This is a genomic window from Dyella sp. KRB-257, from assembly GCF_049445995.1.
Classification (GTDB): Bacteria; Pseudomonadota; Gammaproteobacteria; order Xanthomonadales; family Rhodanobacteraceae; genus Dyella_A.
Genome location: NZ_JBMSDZ010000002.1, coordinates 259,124 through 273,310, shown reverse-complemented (window position 1 = coordinate 273,310; position 14,187 = coordinate 259,124). Strand labels below are relative to the sequence as shown.

The 14,187-nt window shown below is 67.6% G+C and carries 14 protein-coding genes; 11 read left to right on the top strand and 3 right to left on the bottom strand.

Going from position 1 to position 14,187, the window contains the following annotated elements; translation table 11 throughout:
- Positions 1 to 126 precede the first annotated feature (126 nt).
- From ACO2Q2_RS02790 to ACO2Q2_RS02780, 3 genes are all read right to left on the bottom strand, one after another.
- Complete coding sequence (locus tag ACO2Q2_RS02790; protein WP_423254243.1) at positions 127 to 303, bottom strand: hypothetical protein; 177 nt, start codon at positions 301 to 303, stop codon at positions 127 to 129.
- 86 nt (positions 304 to 389) lie between these two features.
- Positions 390 to 824 (bottom strand): ribulose bisphosphate carboxylase small subunit, encoded by a 435-nt coding sequence (locus tag ACO2Q2_RS02785; RefSeq protein WP_423254235.1) that lies wholly within the window; start codon positions 822 to 824, stop codon positions 390 to 392.
- Positions 825 to 850: 26 nt separating this feature from the next.
- On the bottom strand, positions 851 to 2,332 hold the full coding sequence (locus tag ACO2Q2_RS02780; RefSeq protein WP_423254234.1) for a form I ribulose bisphosphate carboxylase large subunit: 1,482 nt from the start codon (positions 2,330 to 2,332) through the stop codon (positions 851 to 853).
- Between the two features lie 114 nt (positions 2,333 to 2,446).
- Between ACO2Q2_RS02780 and ACO2Q2_RS02775 the strand changes: the two genes are divergently transcribed.
- From ACO2Q2_RS02775 to lpxA, 11 genes are all read left to right on the top strand, one after another.
- Positions 2,447 to 3,394, top strand: a complete 948-nt coding sequence (locus ACO2Q2_RS02775; protein WP_423254233.1) for a LysR substrate-binding domain-containing protein — start codon at positions 2,447 to 2,449, stop codon at positions 3,392 to 3,394.
- A gap of 118 nt (positions 3,395 to 3,512) precedes the next feature.
- The gene (gene pyrH / locus ACO2Q2_RS02770) at positions 3,513 to 4,235 is read left to right on the top strand and encodes a UMP kinase (RefSeq protein ID WP_423254232.1); all 723 of its coding nucleotides are present in this window, start codon (positions 3,513 to 3,515) and stop codon (positions 4,233 to 4,235) included.
- 146 nt (positions 4,236 to 4,381) lie between these two features.
- Positions 4,382 to 4,939: a ribosome recycling factor gene (frr, locus tag ACO2Q2_RS02765; RefSeq protein WP_423254231.1), complete on the top strand. Its 558-nt coding sequence runs from the start codon at positions 4,382 to 4,384 to the stop codon at positions 4,937 to 4,939.
- A gap of 105 nt (positions 4,940 to 5,044) precedes the next feature.
- On the top strand, positions 5,045 to 5,773 hold the full coding sequence (gene uppS, locus ACO2Q2_RS02760) for a polyprenyl diphosphate synthase (RefSeq protein WP_423254230.1): 729 nt from the start codon (positions 5,045 to 5,047) through the stop codon (positions 5,771 to 5,773).
- A 17-nt stretch (positions 5,774 to 5,790) separates the two neighbouring features.
- A complete protein-coding gene (locus ACO2Q2_RS02755; protein WP_423254229.1) occupies positions 5,791 to 6,621 on the top strand; it encodes a phosphatidate cytidylyltransferase in 831 nt (276 codons plus the stop codon).
- Positions 6,618 to 7,793: a 1-deoxy-D-xylulose-5-phosphate reductoisomerase gene (locus ACO2Q2_RS02750; protein WP_423254228.1), complete on the top strand. Its 1,176-nt coding sequence runs from the start codon at positions 6,618 to 6,620 to the stop codon at positions 7,791 to 7,793. The genes ACO2Q2_RS02755 and ACO2Q2_RS02750 overlap by 4 nt, the downstream gene beginning before the upstream one ends.
- Before the next feature lie 13 nt (positions 7,794 to 7,806).
- On the top strand, positions 7,807 to 9,153 hold the full coding sequence (gene rseP, locus ACO2Q2_RS02745) for an RIP metalloprotease RseP (RefSeq protein WP_423254227.1): 1,347 nt from the start codon (positions 7,807 to 7,809) through the stop codon (positions 9,151 to 9,153).
- Positions 9,154 to 9,330: 177 nt separating this feature from the next.
- A complete protein-coding gene (gene bamA / locus ACO2Q2_RS02740) occupies positions 9,331 to 11,733 on the top strand; it encodes an outer membrane protein assembly factor BamA (RefSeq protein ID WP_423254226.1) in 2,403 nt (800 codons plus the stop codon).
- Between the two features lie 141 nt (positions 11,734 to 11,874).
- Positions 11,875 to 12,903 carry a UDP-3-O-(3-hydroxymyristoyl)glucosamine N-acyltransferase gene (gene lpxD / locus ACO2Q2_RS02735; RefSeq protein ID WP_423254225.1) on the top strand — a complete coding sequence of 343 codons (1,029 nt, stop codon included), beginning with the start codon at positions 11,875 to 11,877 and terminating at the stop codon, positions 12,901 to 12,903.
- Positions 12,896 to 13,369 (top strand): 3-hydroxyacyl-ACP dehydratase FabZ, encoded by a 474-nt coding sequence (fabZ, locus tag ACO2Q2_RS02730; RefSeq protein ID WP_423254224.1) that lies wholly within the window; start codon positions 12,896 to 12,898, stop codon positions 13,367 to 13,369. The genes lpxD and fabZ overlap by 8 nt, the downstream gene beginning before the upstream one ends.
- The gene (lpxA, locus tag ACO2Q2_RS02725; protein ID WP_423254223.1) at positions 13,366 to 14,154 is read left to right on the top strand and encodes an acyl-ACP--UDP-N-acetylglucosamine O-acyltransferase; all 789 of its coding nucleotides are present in this window, start codon (positions 13,366 to 13,368) and stop codon (positions 14,152 to 14,154) included. The genes fabZ and lpxA overlap by 4 nt, the downstream gene beginning before the upstream one ends.
- Positions 14,155 to 14,187: the final 33 nt, after the last annotated feature.

Here is a 14,187-nt window from a genome sequence, read left to right as displayed (position 1 = left end):
AGCGCGCCCGCCGCCTGATGGCGCACCACGACCGTTCGTCATGGGCACCGGTGGCTTGGGTTTGGCTGGTCGAGGCGCGTATCCTTGCTACCAGACTCGCAAGCTGATTATTTTGTCGACACCCTCTCAGTGCACCTGCGCCAGTTCGGCGCGCATCGCGTCGATCACCCGGCGGTAATCGGGCTGGCCGAAGATCGCCGAGCCGGCGACGAAGCAGTCGGCGCCGGCGGCGATGACGTCGCGCACCTCCTCGCCCAGGCGGGCGAAGTCGGCGGAAAGGATCGATGGAGCGATGCGGTACATGGCGTGACCTCGTGGCGGATGAAGCGGAGCGGTGATCACGCTCCCGGTCGACAGTGCGTGTCGTCCGGGAGATGGCGGTGCGTCGCTCAGTAGCGCTCGCCCTCCGGTTTGTCGGCGGCATAGCCGTGGATGGTGTAGTGCTGGCTGCGCCCGTTCACCTCCTGTCGCTGCAGGCCGAAGCCCGGCTCGTGCTCCGGCCGATTGACGATGAAGCTCATCGCGATGCTCTCGACGTTGCGGGTGGAATCGAACGCCATCAGGCGGATGTAGTGCCGCGGAAATGTCTTGCGGCAGTGGTTGACCTCCAGCAGCACGCCGGCGGCGTCGGCCAGGTCGAACATCGGCATGCCGAACATTTCCCAGTAGGTGTTGCGCGGGTGCGGGTCGTCGGTGTACTCGACGCTCCAGGCGTAGCCCCGGCGCAGCCCGTACTCGATCTGCAGGGTGATCTCCGCATCGGCGAGGTCCGGCAGGAAGCTGAACTGGCCCTGGGTAATGCGGCCGGTCGGATTGGTCATCATGGTCGGATCTCCTTCGTGGCAAGGGGTCAGGCGGACACGCCGGGGGTCACCGCGAAATCGCTGGTGTCGGTCGAGGTGTAGTTGAAGGTGATGTCGCCCCAGGTATCGAGCGCCTGCTTCAGCGGCGTGCAGGTCTGCGCGGCCTTCTTGAGGATTTCCGGACCTTCGTTCTTGATGTCCTTGCCCTCGTTGCGCGCCTTGACCATGCACTCCAGCGCCACCCGGTTGGCTACCGCGCCGGCCTGGATACCGGCCGGATGGCCGATGGTGCCGCCGCCGAACTGCAGGATCACGTCGTCGCCGAACAGGTCGATCAGCTGGTGCATCTGGCCGGCGTGGATGCCGCCCGAGGCCACCGGCATCACCTTCTTGGTGTCGCACCAGTCCTGGTCGAAGAACAGGCCACGGGAAAGGTCCTGCCTGGTGTAGCTATCGCGCAGCACGTTGTAGTAGCCCTGCACGGTCGGCGGATCGCCCTCCAGCTTGCCCACCGCGGTACCGGCATGCAGGTGGTCGACGCCGGCCAGGCGCAGCCACTTGGCGATGACGCGGAAACTGACGCCGTGATTCTTCTGTCGCGTATACGTGCCGTGCCCCGCGCGATGCATGTGCACGATCATGTCGTTGCGGCGCGCCCAGTTGCCGATGCTCTGGATCGCACTCCAGCCGATGATCAGGTCGACCATGATCACCACCGAGCCCAGTTCCTTGGCGAATTCGGCGCGCTCGTAGATGTCTTCCATCGTGGCGCCGGTGACGTTGAGGTAGGAGCCCTTCACCTCGCCGGTCGCGGCGGAGGCCTTGTTGACGCCTTCCATCACGTAGAGGAAGCGGTCGCGCCAGTGCATGAACGGCTGCGAGTTGATGTTCTCGTCGTCCTTCATGAAATCGAGGCCGCCCTTGAGGCCCTCGTAGATCACCCGGCCGTAGTTGCGCCCGGAAAGGCCGAGCTTGGGCTTGGTGGTGGCGCCCAGCAGCGGACGGCCGAACTTGTCCAGCCGCTCACGCTCGACGATCAGGCCGCAGGGCGGCCCCTTGAAGGTCTTGATCAGCGCCTTGGGGATGCGGATGTCCTCGAGGCGCGCCGCCTTGAGCGGCTTGAACGAGAACACGTTGCCGATCAGGCTCGCCGTGATGTTGGCGATCGAGCCTTCCTCGAACAGGATGATGTCGTAGGCGACCCAGCAGAAATACTGTCCCGGCGTGCCCGGCACCGGATCCACCCGGAAGGCCTTGGCGCGGTAGCTGTCGCAGGCGGTCAGCCGGTCGGTCCAGACCACCGTCCAGGTGGCGGTGGAGGATTCGCCGGCGACCGCGGCCGCCGCCTCGACCGGATCGACGCCGTCCTGCGGGGTGATCCGGAACAGGCAGATGGTGTCGGTCTCGCTGGGCACGTAGTCGGGCTGCCAGTAGCCCATCTGGCGGTACTTCAGGACGCCGGCGCTGTAGCGCCTCTTGGCGTTGCCGGTGATGTCGGTCGCTTCGGCGTGGATCTGGTCGGCGCTCATGCAGGACTCCTGGTCGGCGCGGGTGATTGACGCGGCGTGGAGTCGACTGTAGGTTGGCCTCGAATTCAGTAAAAGTCAGTTTTTATTCTCTAATTCTTCAGGTTTTTATTAACCTTGAATCTGAGCTTCCGCCAGCTGCGCATCTTCGTGGAGGTGGCCCGCTTGGGCAGCAACCAGGCTGCCGCCGCCGCGCTGCACATCACCCCGCCGGCGGTATCGATGCAGATCAAGGATCTGGAGTCGCAGCTGCAGCTGGCGCTGTTCAACCGCGAGGGCCGCGGGCTGAGCTTGTCGACGGCGGGGGAGTACTTCCTGGTGCACGCCCGCCGCATGCTGGCCGCGTACCGCGACGCCGAGGACGCCATGGCGCGCTTCCTCAAGCTGGACCGCGGCGTGCTTACCCTGGGCATCGTCAGCACCGCCAAGCATTTCGTGCCGCAACTGCTGGCGCGCTTCCACCAGGAGCATCCCGGCATCGAACTGAAGCTGCGGGTGGCGCACAACCGACGGCAGCTGGTGGCGCTGATGCAGGCGGGTGAAGTCGACCTGTCGGTGATGGGTCGCCCGCCGCGCGAGATCGAGACCCGCGCCGAGCCATTCGCCGCGCATCCGCTGGTGTTCGTGGCCGCGCCCGATCATCCGCTGGCGCGCATGGAGGCGATCGCACCGGACACGCTCGCGGCGCATCCGTTCGTGGTCCGCGAGGAGGGTTCGGGCACCCGTGCCGCGATGCAGGCTTTCTTCGACGAGCACCGGCTGGAGCCGCGGGTGGCGATGGAGGTGGCCAGCAACGAGACGATCAAGCACGCCGTGATGGCCGGGTTAGGGCTGAGCCTGCTCTCGCTGCACACGATCGGCCTGGAACTGCACAGCGGCCTGTTGCGGATCCTGCCGCTGGAGGGAACGCCGCTGATGCGCACCTGGTTCATCGTGCGGATGCAGGCGCGACAGCTCTCGCCGGCAGCCGAGGCGTTCCGCTACTTCATCATCGAGCACGGCGAAGCCCACCTGCTGGCGCACGACGCGCCCTTGCTGCAAACCGCCTCGCCCGGCAAAGGCTGAGCGCCGGCGCGCCGGATGCTGCGCGGCAGAAAGTCATGCGTCGAAACACGCCAGCGGGGCCGAAGGGCGCCCTGCTCCGCTACAATGCGCCGGTTTGCCCCACCCAGCCGGAGTCCCCATGAGCGAACCCTTCAAGCACCAGCGCATCCTGCTCAAACTTTCCGGTGAGGCGCTGATGGGCGAGGCCGACTACGGCATCGACCCGAAGGTGATCGGCCGGCTGGCCGACGAGATCATCGAGGTGCAGCGGGCCGGCATCCAGATCGGCGTGGTGATCGGCGGCGGCAACATCTTCCGCGGCGCCGGACTGGCCGCCGCCGGCATGGACCGGGTCACCGGCGACCATATGGGCATGCTGGCCACGGTGATGAACGCGCTGGCGATGCAGGACGCGATCGAGAAGCGCGGCGGTTTCGCCCGCGTGATGAGCGCCCTGCCGATCCACGACGTGGCCGAGGACTTCATCCGCCGCCGGGCGATCCGTCACATCGAGAAGGGCCGCATCGTGCTGTTTGCCGCCGGCATCGGCAACCCGTTCTTCACCACCGATTCGGCCGCCGCGCTGCGTGCGGTGGAGGTGGGTGCGGACCTGCTGCTCAAGGCCACCAAGGTGGACGGCATCTACACCGCCGACCCGGCCCGGCACGCCGATGCCACCCGCTACGATCACCTCACCTACGACGAGGTGATCGAGCGCAAGCTGGCGGTGATGGACACCGCCGCCATCGCGCTGTGCCGCGACCACCGCCTGCCGATGGTGATCTACGACATGACCGTGCCGGGCAACCTGATGCGCATCATGCGCGGCGAGCCGATCGGCACCACCGTCGGCGCCAGCTGATTCCCTCGCGCGGATCGCGCCGCGCACTGTCCACTGTGGCGGCCGCCGGCCAGGCGGTCGCCACCCCGGCCGCGAAGCATCCTGCCGGCCCGCCCGCAAGCCGCTGGTATACTTGCCGGCTCGCCTGATCCCTCGGAAGATGCCCCATGATCAACGACATCAAGAACGATGCCCAGGCCCGCATGGGCAAGAGCATCGACGCACTCAAGCACGACCTGACCCGCCTGCGCACCGGCCGCGCCAGCACCGCGCTGGTGGACAACATCAAGGTGCCCTACTACGGCGCGGACATGCCGCTGAACCAGGTCGCCTCGGTGGCGCTGGGCGACTCGCGCTCGATCATCATCACGCCGTTCGAGAAGAATATGGTGGCGGTGATCGAGAAGGCCCTGATGGCCTCGGACATCGGCATCACGCCGACCACCGCCGGCACGGTGATCCGCCTCAACATGCCGCCGCTGACCGAGGAGCGCCGCCGCGAACTGGCCAAGCACGTGGGCCACGAGGGCGAGAACGCGAAGATCGCCATTCGCAACATCCGCCGCGACGCCCTGCAGCAGGTCAAGGATCTACTCAAGGAAAAACAGATCACCGAAGACGAAGAGCGCAAGGCCGACGACGAGATCCAGAAGCTGACCGACCGCTTCGTCAAGGACGTCGACGCCATGGTCAGGGCCAAGGAAGACGAGTTGATGGCGATTTGAGCGCTCTCCGCTCGTTGCCATGAACGCGACACCGCGCCCACGCCCTGCTCCCTCTCCCCCATCTATGATTGGGAACGGGGGAGAAGGACTTAGTTGCGCACGCCCATGACCATCCCCCGCCACATCGCCATCGTGATGGACGGCAACGGCCGCTGGGCCAGGGCCCGTTTCCAGCCGCGCAGCTTCGGCCACAACGCCGGGCGCAAGGCGGTGCGCGAGGTGATCGAAGGCTGCGTGCGCCAGGGCGTGGAGGCGCTTACCCTGTTCGCCTTCTCCAGCGAGAACTGGCAGCGCCCCGAGGACGAGGTGAGCGCGCTGATGGGGCTGTTCCTGCGCGCGCTGGACAAGGAAGTGGACGAGCTGCACGCGCAGGGCGTGCGGCTGCGCTTCGTCGGCGAGCTGGCGGGCTTCGGCGACGAGCTGCGCCAGCGCATGGAGCGGGCCATGGTGCGTACCGCCAAGAACACCCGCCTGCAGCTCAACATCGCGGTGAACTACGGCGGCCGCTGGGACATCGTGCAGGCGGCGCGGCAGGCCGCGCTGGCGATCGGCCGCGGCGAACTGGCGGTCGAGGCACTGGACGAGGCCACACTGGGCCGCTGGATGAGCCTGGCCGAGCTGCCGCCGCTGGATCTGTTCATCCGCACCGGCGGCGAACAGCGCATCAGCAATTTCCTGCTGTGGCAGGCCGCCTACGCCGAGCTCTACTTCACCGATACGCTGTGGCCGGATTTCAACCAGGCCTGCCTGGCCCGTGCCATCGACGACTATGCTCGCCGCGAGCGCCGCTACGGGCGCACCAGCGAGCAGGTCGCCACCGCGCCGCCGCGCTGACCCAACGAAGGATTTCCATGCTGCTCCAGCGCACCCTCACCACCCTGCTGCTGATCCCGCTGGCCCTGTTCATCATCCTGGGGCCGGGCACGCCGGTGTTTGCGGCGATGGTGGCGGCGGCCTTCCTGGTGGGCGTGTGGGAGTGGACCCGGCTCAGCGGCCTGGCCTCCACCGTGGCGCGGATCGCCATGCTGGCGCTGTTCGCGCTGACCGTCATCGCGGCGTGGTGGCCGCACGATCCGCGGCTGTGGGGCGCGCTCGCCGCGGCAGGCGTGCTGTGGTGGCTGCTGGCCTGCGCGTGGCTGCGCCACTTCGCCTTCGGCGCCGCGCCTACGCCGGAGAACCGCCGGCTCAAATTGCTGGCCGGGCTGTTCGTGATGGTGCCGGCGTGGGCGGCGCTGGTGCTGATCCATCGCATCGCGCCGCACGGCCACTGGTGGACCTTCCTCGGCCTGGCGATCGTGTGGGCGGCGGACATCGGCGCGTACTTCGCCGGCCGCCTGTTCGGCAAGCGCAAGCTCGCGCCGCAGATCAGCCCGGGCAAGACCTGGGCCGGTGTCTACGGCGCCTTCCTGGCGGCGGCGCTGGTGGTGGGCGTGGGCGGCTGGCTGCTCGGCGTACGCGATGCACGCCTGGTCGGCCTTATCGTGGTGGTGGCGCTCACCGTGGCGGCGTCGATCGTGGGCGACCTGATCGAGAGCCTGATGAAGCGCCACGCCAAGATGAAGGACTCCGGCCAGATCTTTCCCGGCCACGGCGGCCTGCTCGACCGCCTCGACAGCGTGTTTGCCGCGATGCCGGTGTTTGCGCTGGGCCTGTGGGCGATCGACGTGCTGCCGCTGTCATGAGGCGCGTGGCGATATTCGGCGCCACCGGCTCGATCGGCGGCAACACGCTGGACGTGATCGCCCGGCATCCGGAGCGCTTGCGCGCCACCGTGCTGGCCGCGCACCGGCAGGTCGACGCGCTGGTCGCACTGTGCGAACGGCACCGCCCGGAGCTGGCGATCATCGCCGACCCGGCGCTGGAAGACGGGCTCGCCCGTGGCCTCGCGGCAGCCGGCGTGCGCTGCGAGGTGGCCAGCGGTACCGAGGCGATCTGCGCCGCGGCGGCCGGCGCGCTGTGCGACACGGTGGTCGCCGCCATCGTGGGCGCCGCCGGACTGGATTCCACCCTGGCCGCCGCCCGCGCCGGCAAGCGCCTGCTGCTGGCCAACAAGGAATCCATCGTGATGGCCGGCCCGCTGCTGCTGGCCGCGCTGCGCGAAGGCGGCGGCGAGCTGATCCCGGTCGACTCCGAGCACAACGCGATCTTCCAGTGCCTGCCCGGCGGTCGCCCGGATCTGGCGAAAAGCGGCGTGCGGCGGCTGATCCTGACCGCCTCCGGCGGACCGTTCCGCGGGCGCAAGCGCGCCGAACTGGCCGACATCACGCCCGCGCAGGCCTGCGCCCACCCGAACTGGGTGATGGGCCGCAAGATCTCGGTCGACTCGGCGACCCTGATGAACAAGGGGCTGGAGGTGATCGAGGCGCACCATCTGTTCGGCGCGCCGGCCGACGCCATCGAGGTGCTGGTGCACCCGCAGAGCCTGGTGCATTCGATGGTGGACTACGTCGACGGCTCGGTACTGGCGCAACTGGGCAACCCGGACATGCGCACCGCGATCGGCCACGCGCTGGCCTGGCCGGAGCGCGTGGATACCGGCGTCGCGCCGCTGGACCTGGCCGCGCTGGCGCCGCTGCAGTTCGAGCAGCCCGACACCGACACCTTCCGCTGCCTCGCGCTGGCGTTCCAGGCGCTGCGCGCCGGCGGCGACGCGCCGGCGATCCTGAACGCGGCCAACGAGGTCGCGGTGGACGCCTTCCTCGCCGGGGCGCTCGGCTTTCTCGACATCGCCAACCTGGTGGAGAGCGTGCTGGCGGAACTGCCGGCGCAGCGCGTGGTCGATGTCCGGACGCTCGTCGAGCGTGACCAGACCGCGCGCGTCGCCGCGCGCCGCATCCTCCGCCACGCATGCTGATAAGCTCTTATCGATGAATCCTTTTTTCGGCTCGGTGTTCTGGTTGCTGGTCACGCTGGGCGTGCTGGTGACCTTTCACGAATTCGGTCATTTCTGGGTCGCACGCCGCTGCGGCGTGAAAGTGCTGCGCTTCTCGGTGGGCTTCGGCAAGGCGATCTGGAAGCGCACCGCGCGTGACGGCACCGAATACCAGGTGGCGATGATCCCGCTGGGCGGCTACGTGAAGATGCTCGACGCCCGCGAGGGTGACGTCGACCCGACCCTGCGCGACCAGGAGTTCACCGGCAAGCCGGTGTGGCAGCGCATCGCCATCGTGGCCGCCGGCCCCGGCTTCAATCTCATCTTCACGCTGGCGGCGTTCTGGGCGATGTTCATGCTGGGCCGTCCGGATGCCGCGCCGGTGGTCACCGCCGCGCCGCACAGCATGGCCGCCGAGGCGGGCATCCGCCCGGGCGATCGCGTGCTCAGCGTGGGCGGGCACCGCGTGACCACCTGGACCGGCGCCATGGACGACCTGGTCGACGCCCTGCTCGGCCGCGAAGCGCTGACCATGCAGGTGCGCAGTGCCGACGGCGCGGAGCGCGCCATCTCGCTGCCGCTGGACCGGCTGCCGGCCGGCCAGGATGTGGGCCAGTACCTCGACACGCTCGGCCTCTCGCTGGCACCGGCCGCGCCGGTCGTCGGCACGGTGATGCCCGGCATGCCCGCCGCCAGGGCCGGCATGCAGGGCGGCGACCGCATCGTGAGCGTCAATGGCGTGGCGATCGACGACTACATGCAGTTCCAGAAGCTGATCCCCGAGCAGGCGACCAAGTCGCCGACCCTGGCGATCGTCGTGCAGCGCAATGGCGCTACGGTGCCGCTCACGGTGGTGGCCGAGCGGTCCTCGCTCGAAGGCCAGCCGACGCGCTGGGTGATCGGCGTGGAGTCGATGCCGCGCGAGTCGGCGATCCAGCACTACGGCCCGCTCAAGGCACTCGGTGCCTCGTTCGACACCACCTGGAGCAGCGCTGCGCAGACCTTCCGCATGATCGGCAAGATGCTCACCGGTGAGGCCTCCACCAAAAATCTCTCCGGCGTGATCGGCATCGCCCAGGTCGCCAACCAGTCGGCCAGCATGGGGCCGGCTTGGTTCCTCAACTTCCTCGGCATGGTCTCGTTGAGCCTGTGCATCCTCAACCTGCTGCCGATTCCGCTCTTGGACGGCGGTCACCTGCTGTATTACCTTATTGAGTTGGTCAAGGGCAGCCCGGTGAGCGAACGCACCATGATCGCCGGCCAGTACGTGGGGCTCGCCCTGCTGTTCACGATGATGGGCCTGGCGTTCTACAACGACCTCCATCGCATCCTGCTGTCGTGACGGCAGCGATGGCGATCTTTCCTGCCGGCTGCCTGCACCGCCGGCCTGTCTCCGGAACAAGTGATCCAGTCCGGCCGGGCGGCATCCCCGCCGCGGCGCCGGATATGCTCCTGTTCCAAGCATTGTCCGGGGCGATCGTCTTGATCGTCCCGCAGAAATAACCCAACGGAATCGACGATGAAGCGTATCGCCGCCCTGATCCTGCTTGCCTCCCTCTCCGCCAACGCGGTGGCTTTCGAGCCGTTCGTCGTTTCCGATATCCGCATCGATGGCCTCAACCGCATTTCCGCCGGCACGATCTACAACTACCTGCCGGTGAACAAGGGCGACCAGCTCACCGAGGACGAGGCCCAGCGCGCCATCCGCGCGCTGTACAACACCAAGTTTTTCAGCGACGTGCAGCTCACCCGCGAGGGCAGCATCCTGGTGATCAAGGTGGTCGAGCGTCCCTCGATCGCCAAGCTCACCCTGCGCGGCAACAAGGACATCAAGGAAGCGGACCTGCGCAAGGGGCTGAAGGAGATCGGCCTGTCCGAAGGCGAGACCTTCGACCGTCTCTCGCTGGACCGCGTGAAGCAGGAGCTGATCACCCAGTACTACAACCGCGGCAAGTACAACGTGTCGATCGATCCGCACGTGACGCGGCTGGACCGCAACCGCGTGGCGCTGGACATCGAGATCCGCGAGGGCAAGGTCGCCAAGCTCAAGGAAATCAACATCGTCGGCAACACCAGGTTCACCGACAAGCAGATCGAGGACAACTTCGAGTCCGGCACCACCAACTGGATGTCCTGGTATTCGAAAAACGACCAGTATTCGCGCGAGAAGCTCTCCGGCGACCTGGAGAAGCTGCAGTCGTACTACATGAACCGCGGCTACGCCGACTTCGGCGTGGACTCCACCCAGGTCACCATCGCGCCGGACAAGCGTGAGATGTACATCGCCGCCAGCATCAAGGAAGGCGAGATCTACAAGGTGTCCGGCGTGCACCTGCTGGGCAAGCTGATCCTGCCCGAGGAGACGCTGCGCAAGCTGGTGTTCGTCAAGACCGGCGACACCTTCAACCGCGCCGCGGTCGAGGCCACCTCCGACGCGATCAAGGGCATCCTGGCCAACATCGGCTTCGCCTACGCCAAGGTCACCCCGGTGCCGAAGCTGGACAAGGACAAGCGCACGGTCGACATGACCTTCTACATCGAGCCGGGCCAGCGCGTGTACGTGCGCCGCGTGATCTTCCAGGGCAACACCCGCACCGAAGACGACGTGATGCGCCGCCAGCTGCGCCAGCTCGAAGGCTCGTGGTACTCGCAGGCGGCGATCGACCGCTCGAAGATTCGCCTGCAGCAACTGGGCTATTTCAAGAAGGTCGACATCGACAAGCAGCGCGTGCCGGGCACCGAGGACAAGGTCGACGTGACGGTGAAGGTGGAAGAGCAGTCCGCCGGCAGCCTGCAGTTCGGCGTGGGCTACTCGCAGTACTCGGGCATCATCCTGTCCGCCTCGGTGTCGCAGAACAACTTCATGGGCACCGGCGACAGCTTCAGCGTGGGCGCGGAAACCAGCACGTACTACAAGCGCATCAACGCCAGCTACTACAACCCGTATCTCACCGACAACGGCATCGGTATCGGCTACAGCGTCGGCTACTCCAAGACCGACTACGGCAACACCAACTTCGCCAACTACTCCACCAGCGCCACCTCATTCTCCACCTACCTCGGCATCCCCATCTCCGAGCTCGACAGCCTGCGCGTGGGTCTGGGTCTGAGCAGCAACAGCATCAACCTGTTCTCCGGCTATACCCCGCAGGTACTGCTGGACTACCAGAACGCGCTGGGCAAGCGGACGATCCACGAGTGGACCGGCACGCTGGGCTGGAGCCACGACACCCGCAACAGCTACTGGGCGCCGACCCGCGGCGGCCTGCTCTCGCTGTCCACCGACGTGGCGCTGCCCGGCTCCACGGTGGAGTATTTCAAGGTCAGCGCCGAGGCCAACCACTACTGGCCGATCGGCGGCGGCTTCGTGCTCTACACCGACGGCCAGGCGCAGTACGGCGGAACCTACGGCAACCAGACGTATGGCCGGACGTTCGGCCAGTATCAGGCCGGCCAAAAAGTCGCCTACCCGTTCTGGCAGAACTTCTACTCCGGCGGCGTGCGCGACGTGCGCGGCTTCCAGGACAACACCCTGGGTCCACGTGCGTGCTCCGGCCTGACGTCCACCGGCCAGCCGGTGGTACCGGACAGCAGGGGCAACTGCAACGGCAGCTACTACAGCTACGCGCAGCCGATCGGCGGTGCGTTCAAGGTGCTGGGTACCACCGAACTGTACCTGCCGCTGCCGTTCCTGAAGGACGTCAACACCGCCCGCGTGTCGCTGTTCGTCGACGTCGGCAATGCCTACAAGGACTACCAGAGCTTCAAGGCCGGCGACCTGCGCGCCTCGGCCGGCATCTCGCTGCACTGGCAGGCGCCGATCGGCCCGCTGATCATCAATTTCGCCACGCCGATCCGCTCCAAGCCGGAAGACCGTCACTACGAGGAGCGCATCCAGTTCACCTTCGGCAGCCAGTTCTGACCGCAGGCGACGCGGCCTCCCGGCACCTTTCACAAGCGCGGCTCCGGCCGCGCTTGTGCGTTGAGGGCCGGTTTCCCTTCGCCGCCGCACGCGGACACCGGCGCCCGCCTCCCCTACAATGGCGCGCTTTCCGGAGGTTCCATGAGCGCCAACCACTATACGGTCAGCCAGCTGGCGGAGCGCTTCGGCCTGCACGTGCACGGCGACGGCAGCCGCCGCGTCGAGGGCGTCGGTACCCTGGCCGGCGCTGGCCCCCATCAGCTCAGCTTCCTGTCCAACAGCAAGTACGCCGGGCAGCTGGCCGGCACGCGCGCCGGCGTGGTGGTGCTGCGCGAGGCCGATGCCGCGCAGTGCCCGGGCAGCGCCCTGATCGCGCGCGACCCCTACGTGGCCTACGCGAAGATCGCGGCGCTGTTCGAGCGCCTGCCCGCCTCGCCGGCGGGCATCCATCCGTCCGCCGTGGTGTCGCCGCAGGCGCGCGTGAGCGCCAGCGCCAGCGTGGGACCGTGCTGCGTGGTGGAGGCCGACGCGGTGATCGAGGACGGCGCCGTGCTCGGCCCGCACTGCATCGTCGGCGAGGGCTGCATGGTCGGCGCACAGTCGCGGCTGGTCGCCCGCGTGACGCTGGTGGCGCGCGTGACGCTCGGCAAGCGGGTACTGGTGCATCCAGGGGCGGTGATCGGCGCGGACGGCTTCGGCCTGGCCTTCGACACCGACCACTGGATCAAGCTGCCGCAGCTCGGCGGCGTGCGCATCGGCGACGACTGCGAGATCGGCGCCAACACCACCATCGACCGCGGCGCGCTGGACGACACCGTGCTGGAGGAGGACGTGCGCCTGGACAACCAGATCCAGATCGCCCACAACGTGCACATCGGCGCGCACACCGCGCTGGCCGGCTGCGCCGCGGTGGCCGGCAGCGCGAAGATCGGCCGCTACTGCATGATCGGCGGCAACGCCGGGGTGCTCGGCCATCTCGAACTGGCCGACCGCGTTACCATTACCGCCAAGAGCCTGGTGACGCACTCGATCCGCGAGCCGGGCGAATATTCCTCGGGCACGCCGCTGCAGGACAACCGCCAGTGGCGCAAGAACGCCGCCCGCTTCAAACACCTCGACGATTACGCGCGCCGTCTCTCGGCGCTGGAGAAGGACAGCAACAATGAGTGATTACGCCGCGGACTTCAGCCTGCCGGTGCAGGTCGAGCAGATCCAGCAGTTGCTGCCGCACCGCTATCCGTTCCTGCTGGTGGACCGGGTGATCGAGCTGGAGCCCGATACCCGCGTGGTGGCACTGAAGAACGTCACCATCAACGAGCCGTTCTTCCAGGGCCATTTCCCCGGCCATCCGGTGATGCCCGGCGTGCTCATCGTCGAGGCGATGGCGCAGACCGCCGGCCTGCTCACCCAGATCTCCAGCCGCATGAAGGGCAACCAGGGCAGTCCGCTGTTCTACCTGGCCAAGATCGACAACGCCCGCTTCACCTTTCCGGTGGTGCCGGGCGACCAGTTGCGGCTGGAAGTGACACTCAAGCGCCTGATGCGCGGCATGGGCCTGTTCATGGCGCGCACCGTGGTGGACGGCAAGGAAGTGGCCAGCTGCGAGCTGATGTGCGCCGCGAGGTCCGACAAATGATCCACGCCGCATCGATCCATCCCACCGCGCAGATCGACCCGTCCGCCGCGCTGGGCAACAACGTCGGCGTGGGCGCGTACAGCGTCATCGGCTCGGACGTGGAGATCGGTGACGGCACCACCATCGGGCCGCACGTGGTGATCGAGGGCCCGACCCGCATCGGCCGCGACAACCGCATCAGCCAGTTCGCCTCGCTCGGCGGCGATCCGCAGGACAAGAAATTCAAGGGCGAACGCACCGAGCTGGTGATCGGCGATCGCAACCTGATTCGCGAGTTCGTCACCATCAACCGCGGCACCGGCGACGGCGGCGGCGTCACCCGCATCGGCAACGACAACTGGCTGCTGGCCTACGTGCACGTGGCGCACGACTGCCAGATCGGCAACCACGTGGTGTTCTCCAACTACTCGGCGCTGGCCGGCCACGCGGAGATCGGCGACTGGACCATCCTGTCGGGCTATTCGGGCGTGCACCAGTTCTGCAAGGTCGGTGCGCACGCCTTCATCGGCATGGGCTGCCTGGTCGGCTCGGACGTGCCGCCGTTCGTGATGATGGCCAACGAGACCCGCGGCCGCCCGCGCGGCATCAACAGCGAGGGCCTCAAGCGCCGCGGCTTCGATGCCGCGCGCATCTCCGCGATCAAGCGCGCCTACCGTACGCTGTACATGGCGGGCCTGAGCCAGGCCGAAGCGCGCGAGCAGCTCGCCGCCCAGGCACGCGAGAGCGAAGACGTGCGTGCCATGCTCGATTTCCTCGACCGCAGCGAACGCGCGCTCGCCCGATAAGCGTCCCGCCTGTCGGGCAACAGGCATGGACTC

Coding starts and splice junctions, on each gene's coding strand:
- ACO2Q2_RS02790 (WP_423254243.1), bottom strand. CDS start 303: ATGTACCGCATCGCTCCATCGATCCTTTCCGCCGACTTCGCCCGCCTG.
- ACO2Q2_RS02785 (WP_423254235.1), bottom strand. CDS start 824: ATGATGACCAATCCGACCGGCCGCATTACCCAGGGCCAGTTCAGCTTC.
- ACO2Q2_RS02780 (WP_423254234.1), bottom strand. CDS start 2,332: ATGAGCGCCGACCAGATCCACGCCGAAGCGACCGACATCACCGGCAAC.
- pyrH (WP_423254232.1), top strand. CDS start 3,513: ATGAGCGAACCCTTCAAGCACCAGCGCATCCTGCTCAAACTTTCCGGT.
- frr (WP_423254231.1), top strand. CDS start 4,382: ATGATCAACGACATCAAGAACGATGCCCAGGCCCGCATGGGCAAGAGC.
- uppS (WP_423254230.1), top strand. CDS start 5,045: ATGACCATCCCCCGCCACATCGCCATCGTGATGGACGGCAACGGCCGC.
- ACO2Q2_RS02755 (WP_423254229.1), top strand. CDS start 5,791: ATGCTGCTCCAGCGCACCCTCACCACCCTGCTGCTGATCCCGCTGGCC.
- ACO2Q2_RS02750 (WP_423254228.1), top strand. CDS start 6,618: ATGAGGCGCGTGGCGATATTCGGCGCCACCGGCTCGATCGGCGGCAAC.
- rseP (WP_423254227.1), top strand. CDS start 7,807: ATGAATCCTTTTTTCGGCTCGGTGTTCTGGTTGCTGGTCACGCTGGGC.
- bamA (WP_423254226.1), top strand. CDS start 9,331: ATGAAGCGTATCGCCGCCCTGATCCTGCTTGCCTCCCTCTCCGCCAAC.
- lpxD (WP_423254225.1), top strand. CDS start 11,875: ATGAGCGCCAACCACTATACGGTCAGCCAGCTGGCGGAGCGCTTCGGC.
- fabZ (WP_423254224.1), top strand. CDS start 12,896: ATGAGTGATTACGCCGCGGACTTCAGCCTGCCGGTGCAGGTCGAGCAG.
- lpxA (WP_423254223.1), top strand. CDS start 13,366: ATGATCCACGCCGCATCGATCCATCCCACCGCGCAGATCGACCCGTCC.